We start from the raw sequence: 17925 nt of genomic DNA, 5'->3' as shown, positions 1-17925 counted from the left end.
CCCGCCAATCGCGAAAACGAGAAGCCTAGAGCAACGAAGGTCACAACCCCAGCGGGGACTCTGCGCTGAACCGCTCCAGCTCCTCGAGGTGCAGCTCAGTCAGCGATTGCAGGCAATGCGCCGCCGTCTCGGTGAGCTGCAGACGGATCACCCGCTGGTCTTCGCTGTCGCGGACCCGGGTGACCAGCCCGGCCGCCTCGGCACGCTGGATCAACTCGCCGGCACTGTGGTGGCGCAACAGCAGGTATTCGGCGATATCACCGACCGTGGGCCCCCGCGAGTCACTGTGGCCACGGACCGCCAGCAGCAACTGGTGTTGCGCCGGGGTCAGCCCGGCGGCCTGCGCCTGGTCAGCGCTCCAGCGCTCGAAGCGCCGCAGCCGCGTCCGGAACGTAAGCAGCCGGGCATAGACGTCGTCAGGCAGGGCCACGCCGTCACTTTATGCCGCGCCCTGCCGGTCGCGCGGCAATCAGCGCAGCCGGGCGGTGATCCGAATCTCGACCGAGGCCCCGGGCGAGGCCAGTTCGGAGATGCCGACGGCGGTCCAGGCCGGATACGGCGCCGAGATGAAGGCGTCCTTGACCGCGCAGAACTCCTCGATATGCCCGGCGAGGCCGATGTGATACGTGGTCATCTCCGTGACGTCGGCGAAGCCGAGGCCCACCTCTCCCAGCAGATCGCGGAGGTTTTCAAACGCCTGAGTGAATTGCTCCGTGAGATTCTCCGAGACGGTCAGATCGGGACGGAGGCCGATCATTCCCGAGCAGCGCAGGTGATCGCCGTCGATGACCGCCGGGGCGAAGTGATGGGTGTCGTGCATCGGCTGCATCCACGACGGAATGACGGTGCGGTCCATGGGATCTCCTCGGGATTCAGCGCAGCTGCGCGAAGTATTCGGGGTGGTAGGGGTCGCCGGGCGTCAGCGAAGGGTCGTTGAGTCCGCTGATGTCATGCCCGAAATCGGGCTGGGTAGACGGCAGCGGCCGGTAGAAGAGTTTGTCACCGAAGAACCGGAACACCAGCGTCTGGCGCTCCGGGCAGTCCGGCGTCACCGGGGCGCCGCCGTGCAGGATGCCGGAGTGGAAGACCAGCGCGTCACCGGGTTCGAGATCCCAGGAAATGACGTCCCAGGACGCCGAATCCTGCGCGCGCTCAGCCTCGATGTCGGGCAGCCGGGGCCAGCTGCCGTCACCCCACAGCGGCTTGGTGGGATCGGTCGGATCGGTGTAGGACGTGCCGTCGTACTGGGCACCGAGGTGCGAGCCGCGGACGAACTCGAGCGCGTTGCGTTTGGGGAGCTTCTCGAAACTGATCCAGATGTTGAGCAGATGCGGCCCGTGAGCCGGCATGTAGGACGTGTCCTGATGCCAGGGTGAGCGACCGGCCTTGCCGCCCTTCTTCATGAAGAGCTCCTCGCCCAGGAACCACACGTGCTCGGAATCCCACAGCGCCGCCGCAAAGTCGGCCAGTCCCAGATCCTTGATCAGCACGAGGTACTGCTCGATGTTGCCCGGGTTGCCGTATTCGTTGAAGTGCTCGTCGGCGGTGCCCGGGTAGACCCGCTTGGCCTGCGGGCTCGGGTGGGCGATCCCGTAGTCGTAGCTCTGCCTGACCCGGCGGAGCTGTTCGGTATTGAAGAGATTCCGGACGACGACGGCGCCGTCAGTCGCCAAATCCTGCTTGAGCTGCTCGGTTACCTGCACGACCCGTACCTCATAACAGTTGTGATGTTCGTAACGGGTGTTATGCTCGTTCCCGTTTGGCGCGTTGTCAAGCCCCGGAGGAATCTGATGCCCACCGACGGAACCGCCTCGCGGCATTCGGCGCAGGCCGGCGGCGACCGGCGGGCGGAAGTTGTGGATGCGGCCGTGCGGGTGATCGCCCGCGAGGGACTGTCCGGCGCTTCGCTGCGCTCGATCGCCCGCGAGATCGGCTACACCACCGGCGTGGTGATGCACCACTTCACCGGCAAGCAGGAGCTGCTGGTGGCGGCGGCGGACGCGGTGCTCGCCCCGTTCGAGGAGCTGCTCGGCCAGGCCGTGTCGATGACCGACACCTTTGAGGAGCTGCGCCGGATGTGCGTGATCCCGTTACCGACCACCGAGGCCGAGCAGGTGATGCCGCGCTTCTACGCGCAGGTCCTGGCCAGCGCCGAGACCGAGCCCGCGTTCGCGGAGGCGTTCCGGGCCCGTTACAGCGCCATCCGCAGCGGCATCAGGTCCCTGCTGGCCAAGGGCCAGCAGAACGGCTCCTTGCGAACCGACTTCGATCCCGCCGCCCAATGCGACGTGTTGTGCGCACTGGTCGACGGGCTGGCGCTGCACGCGGTCAGCGAACCCGCCCGGTTCCCGCCCGCCCGGCTCGAGGCACTGGTCACCGACGAGCTGCACAAGCTGCGGCCGTAGCGCAGACCGCTACTGCGCTCCCCCGGCAGGGTTCTGCACCAGCTGATCCGGGCAGTACGACCGTGCGGCGATCCCGACGAACACCGTTCCGTGCTCGGTCGACAGCCCCGGATTGCGCTCCTTGAGGCCCTCGAGCACCTCCGTGCTCGGCTTGCCGTCCGCGATCAACTTGCACACCATCCGCGCGGTGACCACGGCCTGATCCGGGCGGTTGTAGGTGATGCCGGCCGCCTGCAGGGCCGCGAGGAAGTCGCTGTCGTCGGTGGCCGGATCGGCCTGGGCAGGCGCGGCCAGACCGATCAACATGAGCGCGGCGGGCAGCGCCGCGAACAGCCTCACCAGCCCCGCCGCGGCGGCCGGGAGCCCATCGGCTGATTCTTCTTGGCCACGTCCCGGCTGCGATAGACGATGTAGGGCCGGAACAGATATCCGATCGGCGCGCTGAACGCGTGCACCAAACGGGTGAACGGCCACAGCGCGAACAGGCTCAGCGCGATCAGCACATGCACCTGGAAGTACATCGGGGCCTGCAGCATCAGATCACCGCGCGGGTCGAGCGTGAAGATCGACCGGAACCAGACCGAGACGGTCTGCCGGTAGTCGTGTTGCTCCCCGTAGGCGGTGGTGCCCATCAGGGTGCAGCTCATGCCGACCACCAGCGCGCACACCAGCACCAGATACATCAGCTTGTCGTTGACGCTGGTGGCCTTGAACACCGACCGCTCGGTGCGCCGGCGATAGATCAGCAGCCCGACGCCGACCAGCGTGGCGATACCGGCGGGCAGCCCCAGGATCAGCGCCTGCAGGTGATAGAGGCGGTCGCTCATCCCCAGCGCTTCCGTCCACGACTCCGGGACGAACAGGCCCACGATGTGACCGATGATCACCACGAAGCTGCCGAAGTGGAACATCGGGCTGCCGATCCGCAGCAGCTTGGACTCGTAGAGCTGCGAGGAACGGGTGGTCCAGCCGAACTTGTCGTATTTGTACCGCCACCAGGTGGCGACGCCGGCGATGGCCAGAACGAAGTAGGGCACGATGTCCCACCACAGCTCGGCGGGGCTGGTGACGGTGACTTCGGTCATCGCGTCGGCACCTTCGGCATCCCCAGCGAAACAGTCGCCGAGTATGGCTGCAGCCCAACGGATTCGGCCGGCGGCCCAGACGCCATCAGCTCGGTCACGTTCTGCACCTCCTGATCGGTTGCCGCCGGTAGTGTCTCGCACACCGCGGCCAGCGTGTGGGCATACGCCGATTCTGCGTCGCTCAGCGACTTGTACATCACGTCGATCGGCGCCCGGTGCGCCAGCAGCAGCCGCCGCCCGGCCTCGGGGTCGACCGTCGCGGCGAACTCCAGCACCACCGGCAGGTGATCGGGCGCCTCGCCGGCCGGCGGCTCGGCGCCGGCCTCGCGGTAGGCCGTGGCGAACGCCAGCATCTGCATGCCCCGGTTGCGGGTGTCCCCGCCGGTCCAGTAGGTCAGAAACATCGTCGAACGCCGTCGCATGTCGAAGGTTTCGACGTAGTCGACAGCAGCGGCCATCGGCTCGAATTCGCGCAGCGCGGACACGGTGCGCCGCAACAGCTCCGCCGGCTTCGCGTCGGCGTGGGCGAGCAGTGCTTCGACGGTGTCGAGCCGCTGATGCAGCTGCTCGTCGGGATAGGCCAGCAACAGCGACGCCGCCTGCCACACCGCCCGATCGCCCGGCCCGCCGGGTTGGCGCCGCAGGGAGCGGACGAACCGCTTCACCGGTGCTCCGGGAACATCTCGGGCGCCGCCTGATCGCCGCCGCCCCAGTTGAGCAGGTTGGTCCGGCCCCGCGGCCGCTGGGCGTGTCCGCCGTTCTCGACCATGTGGAACGACGAGCCGTCTTGACCGTCGGTGCCGACGAACGGGTCGTCCTCGTGTCCGTTCGGGCCACCGGTGATCGAGCACCCCATGTGTTCGAGCTCGTGCGCCTTCTGACTGTAGGCGGTCGGAATCACATAGCGCTCTTCGTATTTCGCGATCGCCAACAGCCGGTACATGTTGTACATCTCCTCTTCGGTCATGCCGACCGAGTCAGGGATGTGCGGTTGGGCCTCGCGGCCCAAGCTGATGTCGCGCATGTAGGAACGCATTGCCGCCAGCCGTCGCAGCACGTCTTCGATGACGGCGGTGTCGCCGGCGGTGAACAGTTCGGCGAGGTAGGCCATCGGGATGCGCAGCGCATCAAGGGCGCCGAAGAGGTTGCCCAGGTCTTCGCCGTCATGCCCGTCGCGGGCGACCGCATCGACGACGGGTGACAGCGGCGGGACGTACCAGACCATCGGCATGGTCCGGTACTCCGGGTGCAGCGGCAATGCCACCTTGTAGGTGTTGATCAGCGCATAGATCGGTGAACGCTGGGCGGCTTCGATCCAGGTGTCGGAGATCCCCTCGGCGCGCGCGCCCGCGATCACCTTCGGGTCGGTCGGATCCAGGAACACGCTGCGCTGCGCCTCGTACAGGTCGGTGTCTTTCTCCACCGACGCCGCCTCGAGCACCTTGTCGGCGTCGTAGAGCACCAGCCCGATGTAGCGCAGCCGCCCGACGCAGGTCTCCGAGCAGATGGTCGGCAGGCCGACCTCGATGCGCGGGTAGCAGAAGTGACACTTCTCGGCCTTGCCGGTCTTGTGGTTGAAGTAGACCTTCTTGTACGGGCATCCCGACACGCACAGTCGCCAACCGCGGCAGCGGTCCTGGTCGACGAGCACGATGCCGTCTTCTTCACGCTTGTAGATCGCGCCGGTTGGACACGACGCCACGCACGACGGATTCAGGCAGTGCTCGCAGATCCGCGGCAGGTAGAACATGAAGGTTTCTTCAAGCTCGCTTTTCACCTGGTCGCTGATCTTGGCCAAGATCGGGTCGTTGACCAGGTTCTCCGGTGATCCGGCGAGGTTGTCATCCCAGTTGGGCCCCCACTCGATCTTCATCGGATCGCCGGTGATCGAGCTCCGTGGCGCCGCGACCGGGATGGTGTCGCCCAGCGGCGCCGTGGTGAGGTTCTCATAGTCGTAGGTCCACGGCTCGTAGTAGTCCTTCAAGCCGGGCAGGTTGGGGTTGGCGAAGATGTTCAGCAGTTTGTGGACGCGTCCGCCGGCCAGCAGGCGCAGCCGGCCCTTCTTGTCCAGCGTCCAGCCGCCCTTCCAACGGTCCTGATCTTCGTAGGTGCGCGGGTACCCTCCGCCCGGGCGGGTTTCGACGTTGTTGAACCAGACGTACTCGGTGCCCTCGCGGTTGGTCCAGGCCTGTTTGCAGGTCACCGAGCAGGTGTGGCACCCGATACATTTGTCCAGGTTCATCACCATGGCCATCTGCGCCATTACTTTCATGTGCTCAGTACCTCACGTCCTGGTTGCGGCGGCGACGCACCACGGTCACCTCATCGCGCTGGTTACCGGTCGGTCCCAGGTAGTTGAACGCGAACGCATGCTGGCCGTAGCCGCCGGCGAGATGGCTGGGCTTGACCCGGATCCGGGTCAGCGAGTTGTGGGTACCGCCGCGCTTGTTGTTGGTCTCGGCCCGCGGGGTGTCGACGGTGCGCTCCTGCACGTGGTAGACGAACACCACCCCGTCCGGCATCCGCTGACTCACGATCGCCCGGCCGACGAACACCCCGTTGACGTTGACCGCCTCGATCCAATCATTGTCTTTCACATTGATTTTCGCGGCGTCTCCCGGGCTCATCCACATGGTCGGCCCGCCGCGGGACAGCGACAGCATGTACAGGTTGTCCTGGTAGGTGGAGTGGAACGACCACTTCGAGTGCGGGGTCAGGTACCGCACGGTGATGCCGATGCCGTCGCCGACCTCGCCGAGTTCGGGGGCATCGAACAGCCGCACCATGTCCAGCGGGGGCCGGTAGACCGGCATGTGCTCGCCGAGTTCCTCGATCCAGTCGTGCGCGGTGTAAAAGTGCATCCGGCCGGTCAGGGTGTGAAACGGCTTCAGGCACTCGATGTTGATGGTGAACGGCGCGTAGCGCCGGCCGCCGGTCTCGCTGCCGGACCATTCCGGGCTGGTGATCACCGGCACCGGACGAGCTTGGGTGTCGGCGTAGGTGATCCGCTTTTCCTCGCTGCCCTCCGACAGGTGCGCCAGCCGCTGCCCGGTGCGCTTCTCCAGTTCGCGGAAGCCCTCGGTGGCGATCCGGCCGTTGGTGGTGCCCGACAGCGCCAATATGGTGTCGGCCATCCGCGTCGCGGTGGTCAGCGCCGGGCGCCCTTCTCCGGCCCCGGATTTCATCACCCCGAACCGGCCGGCCAGGTCCTCGACTTCTTCGTGGGGGAACACGGTATAACCCTTGGTCGACATGCCGAGGGTCTCCACCAACGGGCCCAGAGTCTGCCACTTATCGTGAATTGCGGTGTAATCACGTTCCACCACAGTGACTTTGGGCATCGTCTTGCCGGGAACCGGTGTCTCGCCGGTGTTCAGCCAATCGCGTTCGGTTCCCTCGGGATAGGCCATCGCGTCGGCGGTGTCGTGCAGCATCGCGGTGAGCACGACGTCGCTGCGGACTCCCAGGTGCTTTTTGGCCAACCCGCTGAAGGTGCGAGCGATCGCGCCGAACGCGTCGTAGTCGCTGCGGGTCTCCCATGGCGGGTCGATCGCCGCGGAGAACGAGTGCACATACGGGTGCATGTCGGTCGAGGACAGATCGGCCTTCTCATACCAGGTCGCCGCGGGCAGCACGACGTCGGACATCAGGGTGGTCGAGGTCATCCGGAAGTCGATCGACATCAGCAGGTCAAGCTTGCCTTCGGGAATGTCGCTGTCGAAGCGCACATTCTTCGGCTTGACCCCGCCGGCCGGCGGTTCGCCGAGCACACTGGCGTCGGTGCCCAGCAGGTGCTTGAGGAAGTACTCCCCGCCCTTGCCCGAGGCGCCGATCAGGTTGGCTCGCCATACCGTGAGCACCCGCGGCCAGTTCACCGGGTTGTCCGGGTCGGTCACCGACAGCTTCAGCTCCCCGGCGGCGAGCTGCTCGGCGATGTACTCCCCCGCGTCCCGCCCGGCCGCGCCGGCCGCATCGGCCACATCCAGGCTGGACTTGTCGAACTGCGGATAGAACGGGCTCCAGCCCATCGCGGTGGCCGAAGCGAGGATGTCCATGGTGTGTTTGCCGTCGAACCGGCCCCGCCCCAGCGGCGTGGTCAGCTTGTCCGCCCCGTAGGCGTCATAGCGCCACTGGTCGGTGTGGGCGTACCAGTACGAGGTGCCCGGCACCTGGCGCGGCGGCCGCGACCAGTCGCTGCCGGCGGCCATCGTCTGCCACCCGGTCAGCGGGCGCACCTTCTCCTGGCCGACGTAGTGCGCCCAGCCGCCGCCGTTGCGTCCCATCGAGCCGGTCAGCATCAGCAGTGCCAGCACCGCCCGGTAGGTGGCGTCGCCGTGGAACCACTGGCAGATACCGCTGCCCATGATGATCATCGACCGGCCGCCGGATTCCTCTGCGTTGCGGGCGAATTCGCGCGCCACCCGGATCGCCTGGGCGGCCGAGACCCCGGTGATCGGCTCCTGCCAGGCCGGGGTGTTGACGGCGGTGCCGTCCTCGTACCCGGTGGGCCATTCGCCGGGCAGACCGGGGCGGCCCACCGAGTAGTTGGCCAGCATCAGGTCGAAGACGGTGCAGACCAGGTGCTCGCCGACCTGGCGGACCGGGACTCCGCGCTCGACGACGGTGCCGTGGCCGTCCACGGTGTCGAAGCCCGGCAGCGACACCAGGGCGCTGCGCCGGTGCCCGTTCTGGGACGCCGAGTCGAGCACGGTCAGCGCCGGCCGCACATCGCCGAGGTCGAGGTTCCACTTGCCCATGCCCTCGTCGCCCCACCGGAAGCCCAGCGAGCCGTGCGGTACCACGACGGTGTCGGTGGCCTCGTCGAGCAGGGCCGGCTTGAACGCGGCATTTTCTACCGTCTGACCCAGATCGGCTGCGGTCAGGTTCTTGCCCGGCACCAGCCGGCCGTCGCGCTCTTCCAGCTTGATCAGGAACGGCAGGTCGGTGTAGCGGCGCACATAGTCGGTGAAGAACGGCACCTCTTGCTTGACGTAGCACTCGGTGAGGATGACGTGGCCCATCGACATGGCCAGCGCACCGTCGGTGCCGGCCGCGCAGGGCATCCACTCGTCGGCGAACTTGGTGTTGTCGGCGTAGTCGGGGCTGACACTGACCACCTTGGTCCCGCGGTAGCGCACCTCGGCCATCCAGTGCGCATCGGGGGTGCGGGTGATCGGGACGTTGGAACCCCACATCATCAGGTACGCGGCATCCCACCAGTCCCCGGACTCCGGGACGTCGGTCTGGTCACCGAACACCTGCGGGGAGGCGACCGGCAGGTCGGCATACCAGTCGTAGAACGACGTCATCACGCCGCCGAGCATCTGGATGAACCGGGACCCGGCGGCGAACGACACCATCGACATCGCCGGAATTGGCGAGAAGCCCGCAATCCGGTCGGGGCCGTAGGCCGTGATGGTGTGCACGTGCGCGGCCGCGATCATCTCGGTCGCTTCGGCCCAGGTCACCCGCACCAGCCCGCCCATTCCGCGGGCCTGCTGGTAGCGCCGCCGGCGCTGCGGGTCGGCCTGGATATCGGCCCAGGCCAGCACCGGGTCACCCAGGCGGGCCTTGGCCTCGCGGAACATCTCGACCAGCGGTCCCCGCGCGTAGGGGTAGCGGATCCGGGTCGGCGAGTAGGAGTACCAGGAGAAGGACGCGCCCCGGGGGCAGCCGCGCGGCTCGTACTCGGGCCGGTCCGGGCCCACCGAGGGATAGTCGGTCGCCTGGTTCTCCCAGGTGATGATCCCGTCCTTGACGAAGATCTTCCACGAGCACGAGCCGGTGCAGTTCACCCCGTGGGTGGAGCGGACCACCTTGTCGTGGCTCCAGCGGTCCCGGTAGAAGATGTCGGCCTCGCGGCCGCCCCGGCGGGTGACGGTGCGCCGATCCGCCGAGACCTCGCCCGGGGTGAAGAACCGGCCACTGCGTTCCAGCAACTCCTCGAGCGGACCGCCGATGCGGGCCGTGGAAGGCGGTGCCGGCGAGGTGGGCGGCGTAGCGCGTGTCATCGGAGTTCTCCTTAGAGGGGTCGCCGCACTCCAGCGGTTCAGGCAGCAGGCCGGGCCGCCGCAGCGCACCGCTCAGGCCCAAAATCCCAGCGTAGCGAGGTATATCGCTGAGCGACCCAATTCATCGGCACAATTTACAGAGCTGTTTCACTACAGTGCCCGAGCCAGCTCGGCCAGCCAAGCTCGATCGGCAGGTACCCAGTCAATGTCAGGCAAGTCCACAGCGGTCACCCAGCGAAGGGCCTGGTGATCGTCCGGCCGGGGCTCGCCGCGCGCCAGGCTGACCCGGTAGGCGCGCAAGGTCATGCCGGAGTCGAGCACGACGTCAGCACCGAGGCGCTCCCCCACGGTGATCGCCTCGGCGTCCAGGCCCAGCTCCTCGGCGAGCTCTCGGGCGAGGGCCGCCGGTTCGGTCTCGCCGGGCATCACCTTGCCGCCGGGAAGCTCCCAGCGTCCGGCCAGCTCCGGGGGGCGGCGTCGCTGCGCGATCAGCAGCGCCGGCCCGACGATCACAGCTCCGGCGACGACAACCTGGGTGGGCATGGCGTGTGAGGCTATACCGTCCTACCGTCGGGTATGGCTTTGTTGACCGATGACCAAATCGACGCCGCGTTGACCGACCTCGAGGACTGGGAACACTCCGACGGTGCGCTGCGTCGCTCGATCAAGTTCGACTCGTTTCTGGCCGGCATCGACGCGGTACGGCGGGTCGCCGAGCGCGCCGAGGCGGCGGATCACCACCCCGACATCGATATTCGCTGGCGCACGGTGACCTTCACGCTGGTGACGCACTCCGAGGGCGGCATCACCGACAAGGACGTGGCGATGGCGGGCGAGATCAACCGGACTCTGGCGAGCTGACCTGCGTGCGGGCCATCCAGGCCAGGGTGGCCACCGCGGCGGCGATGTAGACCAGGCCGGCCCAGGCCAGATACCACGGCCGGCCGTCCTGCCAGATGGTCGGTTGGGCGAAACTGAGCAGCCAGGGCACGCCGATCAGGGTCAGCGCCAGCCAGCCCCAGCCGAGTATCCGGGCGCCCAGGCGATTCGCGTACGGGCCGTGCAGCAGCCAGATCATCAACGGCACCAGCCACACCCAGTGGTGCGTCCAGGAGATCGGCGACGCCAGCAGGCCGAACAGTTCGACCACCAGCAGCAAGCCCAACCGATCGCGCCGGGCGGGGTTGCTGCTCAACGCGCGCCAGGCCAGCACGGCCAGCACGAGCGTGACGCCGACCGCGATCAGCACCGGCGGACCGTAGCCGGCGTCATGGCCGACGATCCGGGAGATGCCGCCGCGCCAGGACTGGTTGAAGGAGGTGCCGATCGGCCCCACCCGGTGGGCGTCGCCGAGCAGTTCGGTGAAGTACCGGCGCGCCTGGTCCCCGGTGGCCCACACCGACACCGCGATGGTGCCGGCGAAGACGACCGCCGAGAACAGCGCGGCGGCCCAGCGCCGCACCCCGGCCAGGTACACCCCGGCGATCGCCGGCGTCAGCTTCACCCCGGCGGCCAGCCCCACCAGCAGACCCGACACCCACCACCGGCTGCTGCAGACCGCGTAGAGCACCGCCAGCGCCAGCAGCACGTTGACCTGGCCGTAGTCGAAGGTGCTGCGCAACGGTTCGGTCCAGATCCCGACCGCGGTCCACAGCATCGCGACCCGGCGCCCGGAGGTGGCGGCGACCCCGAGCAGTCGCTGACTGAGCCGGACCACGCCGTAGAGCGCGGCCATGGTGCCGATCTGCCAGAGAAAGGCGACCAGCCCGAAGGGCAGCAGATGCAGCGGATAGAACACCACCGCGGCGAACGGCGGATAGGTGAACGGCAGCGGGAAGTCGGGCGTCTGGTCGGCGTAGACGTAGTCATACAGCGCGCCGGGATGGCCTAATGCGGCCGCCCCGCTGATGTAGACGTGCAGGTCGACGAAGTTGGCGCCGCGCGGGGTCAGGTAGGTCCAGGCGAGCCGCGCCGCGATGCTGGCCGCCAGCAGTAGCGGGGCCGAGGCGGTCAATCGGTTCGTCCAGGAACGCGCGGCCGGGGGGTCGAGGGTGGTGTCTACGCGCACGACTTTAGCGAACGGCGATTGGATCACCGTCGCGGCTCGGGTCCATAACGGTCCCATAAATGACACTCGTGTCACTTGAGCCTCACCAGCAACAAGCTAGCTTCGGATTTCGTAGAAGCCACCGCCGACGATTGGGGAAATCATGTCGCGCCTCCGGACGCTGTTCAACGCCACCACGGCGACCGTCGCGGTCGGATCCTCGGCCGCCCTGCTTTTCGGCGGTCTCAGCGCGGTGGCTGCAGCCGACCCGGCCGTCCCGGCCCTGCCGCTGCCCACCGCCGGCTTTCCCGGTCTGCCGGCCCTCGAACAATTGAGCCCGGTGATCCAGCAGGCAGCCGCCGACCCGACCGGAGCCACCTCGCTGCTGGCCGCCGCTGCCGCCGCGTTCGCCGGAAACTCTGCAGCGCCGGCCAATTCCCGGCAGGTGGCCGACTCGGTGGCGCAGTTCGTGCAGTCACCGCCGGAAGCCCTGTTGCCCAGCGAGCACGTGCCGACGGCCGGATCGGCGCCGGGCTTGGTGGCGCACCTGCCCAGCGGTGTGGACCCCGCCAAGTCGGTGGGACCGGTTCCGCAGGCCGCGCCGAGCGCACCGGAAGCCGTCCCGGCGCCGCCGGAAGCCGCCGGCGTCGTCGCACCGCCCGCCGAAGCCGTCCCGGCCGAGGCCCCGGCGCCCGAGGCGACACCGGCCGCCGCCAACCCCGGATTCGGCCCGGATGCCCCGCCGACCCAGGACTTCATGTACCCCTCGATCGGCCAGAACTGCCTGGCCGACGGCGGCAACGTCATCGCCACGGCGCTCTCGGTGGCCGGCCCAGCCACCATTCCCACCCCTGGTCCCAAGGCCGGCCAGACCGCCTACGTCTTCACCGCCGTCGGCACCCCCGGCCCGGCCGAGACCCAGAAGCTGCCGCTGAACGTCACCTGGGTCAACCTGACCACGGGCAAGTCCGGCAGCGCTACCCTGCAGCCGCGCTCCGACATCAACGCGGACGGGCCGACGACGCTGACCGCGATCGTCGACACCGGCTCGGGCAGCATCATGTCGACGATCTTCGGTCAGGTCAGCACCAAGGACCACCAGTGCAACTTCCTGCCGACCATCGGCTCGACAGTGGTGCCGTAAGGCCTCAGTAGGCCATGTCTCCGACGCCGAGACCGACGTTTGCAGGAGTGCTCTCGCACTTTCCCTGCCAAACGTCGGTCTCGCGCTATTGCACGGACCGCGTCAGTAGGCCATGAACAAGATGGCGTCCCGGTCGTAGCTCATACCGGGGTGCGCATCCGCGAGATGCTTCTGGGTCAGGTCGACCAGGTCGTCTTCGTCCTTACCGACGATGGCCTCACCACACGGACAGTTCAGATGGGTCTTCACGTCGCCGCCTTTCCGCTCTCGCGTGCTTGTTTTGCCGCCTGTTTCTGCGCCTTCTTGGTGGACCGTACCTCTTGCAGCGACGCCGCATCGACGACGTCGGCGATCGACAGCCGGGTGTCGGCACCGCCGTACGCGCCGGCGGCCTCCCGCCACCCCGGCGGGGTCACGCCGTACTGCTTGCCGAGCAAGGCCACAAAGATCCGCGCCTTCTGCTCACCGAAGCCGGGCAACGCCTTGAGCCGCTTGTACACCTGGGCGCCATCGGGCTCGCCGGCCGTCCACAGCGCAGCCGTGTCGCCGCCGTACTGGTCGACGATGGCCCGCGCCAACGCCTGCACCCGGCCCGCCATCGAACCTGGAAAGCGATGCACCGCAGGCCTTTCCGCACACAGAGCGGCGAACTCCTCGGGATCGCGTCCGGCGATCTCGTGCGGGTCGAGGCCACCCATCCGGTCGGCGATCTTCTTCGGCCCGGCGAAAGCGACCTCCATGGGTATCTGCTGATCGAGCAACATGCCCGTGAGCAGAGCAAACGGATCTACCGAAAGGAGTTCGTCGGCCTCGGGATCTTGAGCGAGGCAGAGTTTCGCAGTCACAAGCCGCCTCTCGACAGAGCGGAAGGTCCAACGTCCGCGTTACACCACCAAAGGAGAGCGTAACCATGATTGCAGCAGCTGCACCGTTCTGACCGACGACCCCGACCGGGTGTGCGTGTTTCGGCTCGACTACCCGCCGCCGGCACAGGCAGCCCTGTCTACACCGAGACCTACGATGACGCGGAGTGGATGCACGGTCAGCGGGTGAGGGAGATTGCGCATGAAGTCTCTGACGGCTCTGTTGCTTGCCGCCGGGGCGCTGGCCATCGTGCCAGCCCCCGACGCCGAAGCCGTCCCTTGCCGGTACCGGGGCTGGACTCACGTCGTTCAGCACGCGAACGGCAATGTCGAAGCCGACTCCCGCTACCACGTCTTGCAGGGGGAGCCCCCGGCGTGCGCCACCGACGGCAGCTCACGAGATACGGACAGCACCTGGCAGGACCGGCAGCGCACCATTGACCAGGACCGTCACGGTCTGGACTACCCGTGACCTGGCGCCTGCGCCCAGTTCGCCCGCTTCGGGGGTACGAGCGTCCGTGTCGGTGGAGTATGCAACCGTGTATTCGACAACCGGCGCAAGCAGTTCCAGGAGACAGGCATGAGACGTGTAGCGGCAATTTTCATCGCAGCGATGGCTTGCGCCCTCGCCTTGGCCGCCACGGCCGGCGCGATACCGGAGCAGGGCACCCCGGAGTTCGACACCTACATGCAGGGGCTGGAACGCAACGGGTTCAACCTGAATCCTGACACCGCGTGGCGGGTTGCCCATCAGGCCTGCGAAGGCGGCCTGCCCGGGTTGATCGGCTGGGAACTGGTCGCGCAGGGCGTCGTTGGCCCGGGCGCCGACCAGCGTTTGATGGACGTGGCCCGCAAATACGCCTGCCCGGTGCAGTAACTACCCGCTCTTGCGCCGGAACTCCCGGCGGCTCTCCAGCGGGCCGTGCGATCTGGGCTGCTTGGCGCCGGCGTCCCGGTGGTCGGAGCCGCCCGCCGACTTCGCCTTCTTGCGCTCCAGGGCCTCCCGGAACTTGCGCTTGTTCTCGTCTGCGGCGGAATCTGTTTCGGGCATGACCGGAGCTTAGCGGGGATCGCAAGAGCGGCGCAGCCGGTCGAAGCGGGTCACCGCCATCGGCGTAGCTCAGCGGATGCCCGGCGGCATGCCGTACAGGTGCGTGATCGGCAACGTCAGCAGCACGCGGCGATCGGTCACCATCGCCTCGCGGTACTCGTCCCAATCCGGGTGCTCGCCGGCGATGTTGCGGTACAACGCCACCAGCGCCTCGACGGTGTCATCGCCGGGAGCAGCGGCCGGCGGCGTCAGCTGAGCATCCCCTTCGGCGACGGCATAGGACCATCCGTCGTCGGAACTGACCAACAGCGAGGCCCGCGGATCGCGACGCAGATTGCGGGTCTTGGCCCGCGGTTCGGTGACCGACACCTGCACCGCGACCGCGCGCGGGTCGAAGTGATACTGCACGTTCGACAGTTGTGGACGCCCGTCGCGTTTGACGGTAGCCAGCACGCCGAGCGAGTTCCCGCTGATCACTGCCAGCAACTTGTCGTCGAATACCTGGCGTCCCATGCCGGAAGCGTACCGATTGAAGCCGGTGTGCGCCGTCGTTACTATCGCGCAGATGACCCGGTACGCGGCGTTCTTACGCGGCGTCAACGTCGGCGGCGTCAACCTCAAGATGGCCGACGTCGCTGCCGCACTGACCGAGGCAGGCTTGGCCGAGGTCCGCACCGTTCTCGCCAGCGGCAACGTCGTGCTGGAATCACCGAAGGGTGCCGCGGCGGTACGCAGCACCGTGGAAGCCGCCCTGAGCGAGCGCTTCGACTACCCGGCCCGGGTGCTGGTCTACGACATCGACACCGTGCGTGACATCGTCGCGGCCTACCCGTTCGAACCGGAGGTCGTCGGCTCGCACTCCTATGTCACCTTCGTCGCCGACGAGGCGGCGCTGGCCGAGCTGTCCGCGCTCGCCGACGAGACCCAGACCGGCCCCGGCGAAATGATCGCGCCGGGCGACGGGGTGATCTATTGGCAGATCCCCAAGGGCAACACCCTGGACAGCACCGTGGGCAAGACGATGGGCAAGAAGCGCTACGCGGCCTCGACCACGACCCGCAACCTACGCACCTTGACCAAGACGCTGCGCTGAGCCGCCACCGGTAAGGTCGTAGCGGTGAGCCAGGCACAGAAAGTCACCCTGACCGGTGTCTCCGAGACCGCGTTGCTGACCCTGAACGCGCGAGCGACCGAGGCCCGCCGTCCCGACCGGATCCTCAACGATCCGATGGCGGTAAGGCTGGCGGACTCGATCGACTTCGATTTCGCCAAGTTCGGCTCGACCCGCCAGGACATCGCCGTGCGCGCACTCGGCATCGATACCGAGGCGCTGCGCTTCCTTCGCCAGCACCCGACGGGCACCGTGGTGGCACTGGCCGAGGGCTTGCAGACCAGCTTCTGGCGGCTCAGTGAAGCGGTTGATGATCCGCAATTCCGTTGGCTCACCGTCGATCTGCCGCCGATCATCGAGATCCGCGAGCGCCTGCTCCCGGCAGAGTCGCGGGTCTCGGTGTGCGCCCAATCCGCACTGGACTACAGCTGGATGGACCGGGTCGATCATTCTGACGGCGTGTTCATCAGCGCGGAGGGCCTGCTGATGTATCTGCAGCCCGAGCAGTCGCTGGGTCTGATCGCCGAGTGCGCCCGCCGTTTTCCGGGCGGCCGGATGATCTTCGACCTCCCGCCCGCCTGGATCGGCTGGCTGCTCCGTCACGGCGTACCGACATCGCTGCGCTACCGGGCACCCTCGATGCCGTTCACCCTGTCCGCCGCGGACAGCGCCAAGCTGGTGGACACCGTGCCCGGCGTCCGGGCGGTCCACGATCTGCAGCTGCCGCGGGGCCGCGGGTGGCTGTTCAACACTGTGCTGCCGACCGTCTACGGGCTGCGTTCCCTCGCCGACGCCCGCCCATCGCTGACCCTGCTGGAATTCGGCTAAACACCGCCGACGTTGTCGAAGGCCACGTCGAGGTAGCGCAGCGCGTCGGCCTTGCCGAGGCCGACCGCGCGGGCCGCCGCGACGAAAGCACCGGCGGCCGCCGTCATGGCCGCACCGGCCGGATCGCTGCTCGCCACGAAAGTGCCGAAACGGCCGCGGGTTTCGACGACCCCGGCGGTCTCCAGCTCCCGGTAGGCCCGGGCCACCGTGTTGACCGCCAGGCCCAGCTGACCGGCCAGCTCGCGCACCGTCGGCAACCTGGTTCCCGCCGGCAGGGCGCCTTCGCGGACCGCCTCGATCATTCGCGTCCTGACCTGCTCGAACAACGGAACGCCCGGCTGCGCATCGATCCCCAGCAGTTCCGTGAAGTCCATCGACCCAGTATCCCGGCTATGTTGGTGGCGTGCAGGTGGCGGTGTTCAGCGGCGCGGGGATCTCAGCGGAGAGCGGGGTGCCTACCTTCCGCGATGACGAGAAGGGGCTGTGGGCGCAGTACGACCCCTATGAGGTGTCCAGCATCGATGGCTGGAACCGTCACCCGGAACTGATCTGGGGCTGGTACCTGTGGCGCCACCAGTTGGCCAGCCGCGTCGAACCGAACGCCGGGCATCACGCGGTCGCGGACTGGGAACAGCACGCCGACGTCCAGGTCATCACCCAGAACGTCGACCATCTACACGAACGCGCCGGTAGTTCTCGGGTGCACCATCTGCACGGCAGCATGTTCACCTTCCGTTGCGCGGACTGCGATCACCCCTACACCGAGAAACTGCCGGAGATGTCGGAGCCGCAGCTGGAAGTGGCCCCGCCGGTTTGCGGCTGCGGCGGTTTGATCCGCCCAGACATCGTCTGGTTCGGCGAAAACCTCCCGGAGGGCCCGTGGAGCGCCGCCATCGGGGCCATCGACGCCGCCGATGTGCTGGTCGTGGTGGGAACCTCTGCGGTGGTCTATCCGGCGGCCAGCCTGCCCGAGCTGGCACTGGAGCAGCGCAAGACCGTCATCGAGGTCAACCCCGAAGCGACGCCGCTGTCCGCCAGAGCCACGGTGAGCATCCGCGACACCGCCTCGGCGGCATTACCCGGCTTGCTGCAGCGACTGCCCTCGCTGTTGGGTTAACGCGGCTCAGGCCGGGCGGTTGGCACGACCCAGCGCGAACTCCGACACCGGTACCGGCGCCCACGCCGGAAACTGATGGCCGCGCCGGGATGTCCCGACGGTGAAGCCGGCGTCGGTGATCATCTGCTCGGTGTCGCGGTGGGTATGACAATTCCCGAACAGCTTCGGCCAGAACGTGGCGTCGGCCAGTCGCTGCAGCAAGCCGGGTAATGCCGCCGAGGCGGTGTCGCGGATGCTCACCGTGGCTCTGGCGGACAGCGGCG

General features: G+C 67.8%; 23 protein-coding genes and 1 pseudogene. 8 read left to right on the top strand and 16 right to left on the bottom strand.

What is annotated here, in order from left to right; all coding sequences use genetic code 11:
• Positions 1-40 precede the first annotated feature (40 nt).
• Genes A5771_RS07220 through A5771_RS07210 form a run of 3 tightly spaced genes read right to left on the bottom strand, consistent with a single transcriptional unit; the run spans position 41 to position 1703 of the window.
• Positions 41-430: a MarR family winged helix-turn-helix transcriptional regulator gene (locus A5771_RS07220; RefSeq protein ID WP_064854533.1), complete on the bottom strand. Its 390-nt coding sequence runs from the start codon at positions 428-430 to the stop codon at positions 41-43.
• Between the two features lie 39 nt (positions 431-469).
• On the bottom strand, positions 470-856 hold the full coding sequence (locus A5771_RS07215; protein WP_064854532.1) for a RidA family protein: 387 nt from the start codon (positions 854-856) through the stop codon (positions 470-472).
• A gap of 16 nt (positions 857-872) precedes the next feature.
• Positions 873-1703: a phytanoyl-CoA dioxygenase family protein gene (locus tag A5771_RS07210; RefSeq protein WP_064854603.1), complete on the bottom strand. Its 831-nt coding sequence runs from the start codon at positions 1701-1703 to the stop codon at positions 873-875.
• An 87-nt stretch (positions 1704-1790) separates the two neighbouring features.
• Here A5771_RS07210 and A5771_RS07205 point away from each other — a divergent pair, with 87 nt between their 5' ends.
• Positions 1791-2405 (top strand): TetR/AcrR family transcriptional regulator, encoded by a 615-nt coding sequence (locus A5771_RS07205; protein ID WP_064854531.1) that lies wholly within the window; start codon positions 1791-1793, stop codon positions 2403-2405.
• 9 nt (positions 2406-2414) lie between these two features.
• Here the strand turns inward: A5771_RS07205 and A5771_RS07200 are convergent, their stop codons facing one another.
• The 6 genes from A5771_RS07200 to A5771_RS07175 all read right to left on the bottom strand — a co-directional run bounded on the left by A5771_RS07200 (position 2415) and on the right by A5771_RS07175 (position 10044).
• Positions 2415-2744 (bottom strand): DUF732 domain-containing protein, encoded by a 330-nt coding sequence (locus A5771_RS07200; protein WP_064854530.1) that lies wholly within the window; start codon positions 2742-2744, stop codon positions 2415-2417.
• Positions 2741-3490 (bottom strand): respiratory nitrate reductase subunit gamma, encoded by a 750-nt coding sequence (gene narI, locus A5771_RS07195; RefSeq protein WP_064854529.1) that lies wholly within the window; start codon positions 3488-3490, stop codon positions 2741-2743. Before narI ends, A5771_RS07200 begins: the two co-directional genes overlap by 4 nt.
• Entirely contained in the window at positions 3487-4155 is a 669-nt protein-coding gene (gene narJ, locus A5771_RS07190; RefSeq protein WP_064854528.1) for a nitrate reductase molybdenum cofactor assembly chaperone, read from the bottom strand. Before narJ ends, narI begins: the two co-directional genes overlap by 4 nt.
• Positions 4152-5762 (bottom strand): nitrate reductase subunit beta, encoded by a 1611-nt coding sequence (gene narH, locus A5771_RS07185; protein WP_064854527.1) that lies wholly within the window; start codon positions 5760-5762, stop codon positions 4152-4154. Before narH ends, narJ begins: the two co-directional genes overlap by 4 nt.
• A 4-nt stretch (positions 5763-5766) precedes the next feature.
• The gene (locus tag A5771_RS07180; protein WP_064854526.1) at positions 5767-9501 is read right to left on the bottom strand and encodes a nitrate reductase subunit alpha; all 3735 of its coding nucleotides are present in this window, start codon (positions 9499-9501) and stop codon (positions 5767-5769) included.
• Between the two features lie 150 nt (positions 9502-9651).
• Complete coding sequence (locus A5771_RS07175) at positions 9652-10044, bottom strand: (deoxy)nucleoside triphosphate pyrophosphohydrolase (RefSeq protein WP_064854525.1); 393 nt, start codon at positions 10042-10044, stop codon at positions 9652-9654.
• A 33-nt stretch (positions 10045-10077) separates the two neighbouring features.
• Between A5771_RS07175 and A5771_RS07170 the strand changes: the two genes are divergently transcribed.
• Positions 10078-10362 (top strand): 4a-hydroxytetrahydrobiopterin dehydratase, encoded by a 285-nt coding sequence (locus A5771_RS07170; RefSeq protein ID WP_064854524.1) that lies wholly within the window; start codon positions 10078-10080, stop codon positions 10360-10362.
• Here the strand turns inward: A5771_RS07170 and A5771_RS07165 are convergent.
• Positions 10340-11626: a mannosyltransferase gene (locus A5771_RS07165; RefSeq protein WP_064854523.1), complete on the bottom strand. Its 1287-nt coding sequence runs from the start codon at positions 11624-11626 to the stop codon at positions 10340-10342. The genes A5771_RS07170 and A5771_RS07165 overlap by 23 nt on opposite strands.
• 85 nt (positions 11627-11711) lie before the next feature.
• On the opposite strand from A5771_RS07165, the gene A5771_RS07160 reads away from it, so the two are divergent.
• Complete coding sequence (locus tag A5771_RS07160) at positions 11712-12692, top strand: hypothetical protein (protein WP_064854522.1); 981 nt, start codon at positions 11712-11714, stop codon at positions 12690-12692.
• A 102-nt stretch (positions 12693-12794) separates the two neighbouring features.
• Here A5771_RS07160 and A5771_RS07155 read toward each other — a convergent pair whose 3' ends face one another.
• Together A5771_RS07155 and A5771_RS07150 are read right to left on the bottom strand one after the other, a co-directional pair.
• Positions 12795-12941, bottom strand: a complete 147-nt coding sequence (locus tag A5771_RS07155) for a hypothetical protein (RefSeq protein ID WP_019737787.1) — start codon at positions 12939-12941, stop codon at positions 12795-12797.
• Complete coding sequence (locus tag A5771_RS07150; protein WP_064854521.1) at positions 12938-13537, bottom strand: HhH-GPD-type base excision DNA repair protein; 600 nt, start codon at positions 13535-13537, stop codon at positions 12938-12940. The genes A5771_RS07155 and A5771_RS07150 overlap by 4 nt, the downstream gene beginning before the upstream one ends.
• A 220-nt stretch (positions 13538-13757) precedes the next feature.
• Between A5771_RS07150 and A5771_RS07145 the strand changes: the two genes are divergently transcribed.
• Together A5771_RS07145 and A5771_RS07140 are read left to right on the top strand one after the other, a co-directional pair.
• Entirely contained in the window at positions 13758-14027 is a 270-nt protein-coding gene (locus A5771_RS07145; protein WP_064854520.1) for a DUF7199 family protein, read from the top strand.
• Positions 14028-14135: 108 nt separating this feature from the next.
• Positions 14136-14432, top strand: coding sequence for a hypothetical protein (locus tag A5771_RS07140; RefSeq protein WP_064854519.1), 297 nt, complete (start codon positions 14136-14138; stop codon positions 14430-14432).
• On the opposite strand, the gene A5771_RS22520 is transcribed toward A5771_RS07140, so the two are convergent.
• Positions 14433-14606, bottom strand: a complete 174-nt coding sequence (locus A5771_RS22520; protein WP_109401055.1) for a DUF5302 domain-containing protein — start codon at positions 14604-14606, stop codon at positions 14433-14435.
• 69 nt (positions 14607-14675) lie between these two features.
• Entirely contained in the window at positions 14676-15119 is a 444-nt protein-coding gene (locus tag A5771_RS07135; protein WP_064854518.1) for a PPOX class F420-dependent oxidoreductase, read from the bottom strand.
• Between the two features lie 52 nt (positions 15120-15171).
• Here A5771_RS07135 and A5771_RS07130 point away from each other — a divergent pair, with 52 nt between their 5' ends.
• Both A5771_RS07130 and A5771_RS07125 read left to right on the top strand, forming a co-directional pair.
• A complete protein-coding gene (locus A5771_RS07130) occupies positions 15172-15699 on the top strand; it encodes a DUF1697 domain-containing protein (RefSeq protein ID WP_064854517.1) in 528 nt (175 codons plus the stop codon).
• Between the two features lie 24 nt (positions 15700-15723).
• On the top strand, positions 15724-16545 hold the full coding sequence (locus A5771_RS07125) for a class I SAM-dependent methyltransferase (protein ID WP_064854516.1): 822 nt from the start codon (positions 15724-15726) through the stop codon (positions 16543-16545).
• Here the strand turns inward: A5771_RS07125 and A5771_RS07120 are convergent.
• Positions 16542-16919 carry a GntR family transcriptional regulator gene (locus tag A5771_RS07120; RefSeq protein ID WP_064854515.1) on the bottom strand — a complete coding sequence of 126 codons (378 nt, stop codon included), beginning with the start codon at positions 16917-16919 and terminating at the stop codon, positions 16542-16544. The genes A5771_RS07125 and A5771_RS07120 overlap by 4 nt on opposite strands.
• Before the next feature lie 29 nt (positions 16920-16948).
• Here A5771_RS07120 and A5771_RS07115 point away from each other — a divergent pair, with 29 nt between their 5' ends.
• The gene (locus A5771_RS07115) at positions 16949-17662 is read left to right on the top strand and encodes an SIR2 family NAD-dependent protein deacylase (RefSeq protein WP_064854514.1); all 714 of its coding nucleotides are present in this window, start codon (positions 16949-16951) and stop codon (positions 17660-17662) included.
• Between the two features lie 6 nt (positions 17663-17668).
• On the opposite strand, the pseudogene A5771_RS07110 reads toward A5771_RS07115, so the two are convergent.
• Positions 17669-17925: pseudogene (locus tag A5771_RS07110) on the bottom strand (hypothetical protein); the annotation flags it as partial.

This window comes from Mycolicibacter sinensis, from assembly GCF_001667375.1.
Taxonomy (GTDB): domain Bacteria; phylum Actinomycetota; class Actinomycetes; order Mycobacteriales; family Mycobacteriaceae; genus Mycobacterium; species Mycobacterium sinense_A.
The sequence above is the reverse complement of the archived record's forward strand: the minus strand, read 5'-3'. Positions and strand labels throughout refer to the sequence as shown.

Excerpts from the sequence above, each read along its gene's own strand:
- narI (WP_064854529.1), bottom strand. The coding sequence starts at position 3,490 with ATGACCGAAGTCACCGTCACCAGCCCCGCCGAGCTGTGGTGGGACATC.
- A5771_RS07175 (WP_064854525.1), bottom strand. The coding sequence starts at position 10,044 with ATGCCCACCCAGGTTGTCGTCGCCGGAGCTGTGATCGTCGGGCCGGCG.
- A5771_RS07140 (WP_064854519.1), top strand. The coding sequence starts at position 14,136 with ATGAGACGTGTAGCGGCAATTTTCATCGCAGCGATGGCTTGCGCCCTC.
- A5771_RS07120 (WP_064854515.1), bottom strand. The coding sequence starts at position 16,919 with ATGGACTTCACGGAACTGCTGGGGATCGATGCGCAGCCGGGCGTTCCG.
- A5771_RS07135 (WP_064854518.1), bottom strand. The coding sequence starts at position 15,119 with ATGGGACGCCAGGTATTCGACGACAAGTTGCTGGCAGTGATCAGCGGG.
- A5771_RS22520 (WP_109401055.1), bottom strand. The coding sequence starts at position 14,606 with ATGCCCGAAACAGATTCCGCCGCAGACGAGAACAAGCGCAAGTTCCGG.
- A5771_RS07170 (WP_064854524.1), top strand. The coding sequence starts at position 10,078 with ATGGCTTTGTTGACCGATGACCAAATCGACGCCGCGTTGACCGACCTC.
- A5771_RS07145 (WP_064854520.1), top strand. The coding sequence starts at position 13,758 with ATGAAGTCTCTGACGGCTCTGTTGCTTGCCGCCGGGGCGCTGGCCATC.
- A5771_RS07160 (WP_064854522.1), top strand. The coding sequence starts at position 11,712 with ATGTCGCGCCTCCGGACGCTGTTCAACGCCACCACGGCGACCGTCGCG.
- A5771_RS07215 (WP_064854532.1), bottom strand. The coding sequence starts at position 856 with ATGGACCGCACCGTCATTCCGTCGTGGATGCAGCCGATGCACGACACC.
- A5771_RS07165 (WP_064854523.1), bottom strand. The coding sequence starts at position 11,626 with ATGGGACCGTTATGGACCCGAGCCGCGACGGTGATCCAATCGCCGTTC.
- A5771_RS07180 (WP_064854526.1), bottom strand. The coding sequence starts at position 9,501 with ATGACACGCGCTACGCCGCCCACCTCGCCGGCACCGCCTTCCACGGCC.
- A5771_RS07205 (WP_064854531.1), top strand. The coding sequence starts at position 1,791 with ATGCCCACCGACGGAACCGCCTCGCGGCATTCGGCGCAGGCCGGCGGC.
- A5771_RS07130 (WP_064854517.1), top strand. The coding sequence starts at position 15,172 with ATGACCCGGTACGCGGCGTTCTTACGCGGCGTCAACGTCGGCGGCGTC.
- narH (WP_064854527.1), bottom strand. The coding sequence starts at position 5,762 with ATGAAAGTAATGGCGCAGATGGCCATGGTGATGAACCTGGACAAATGT.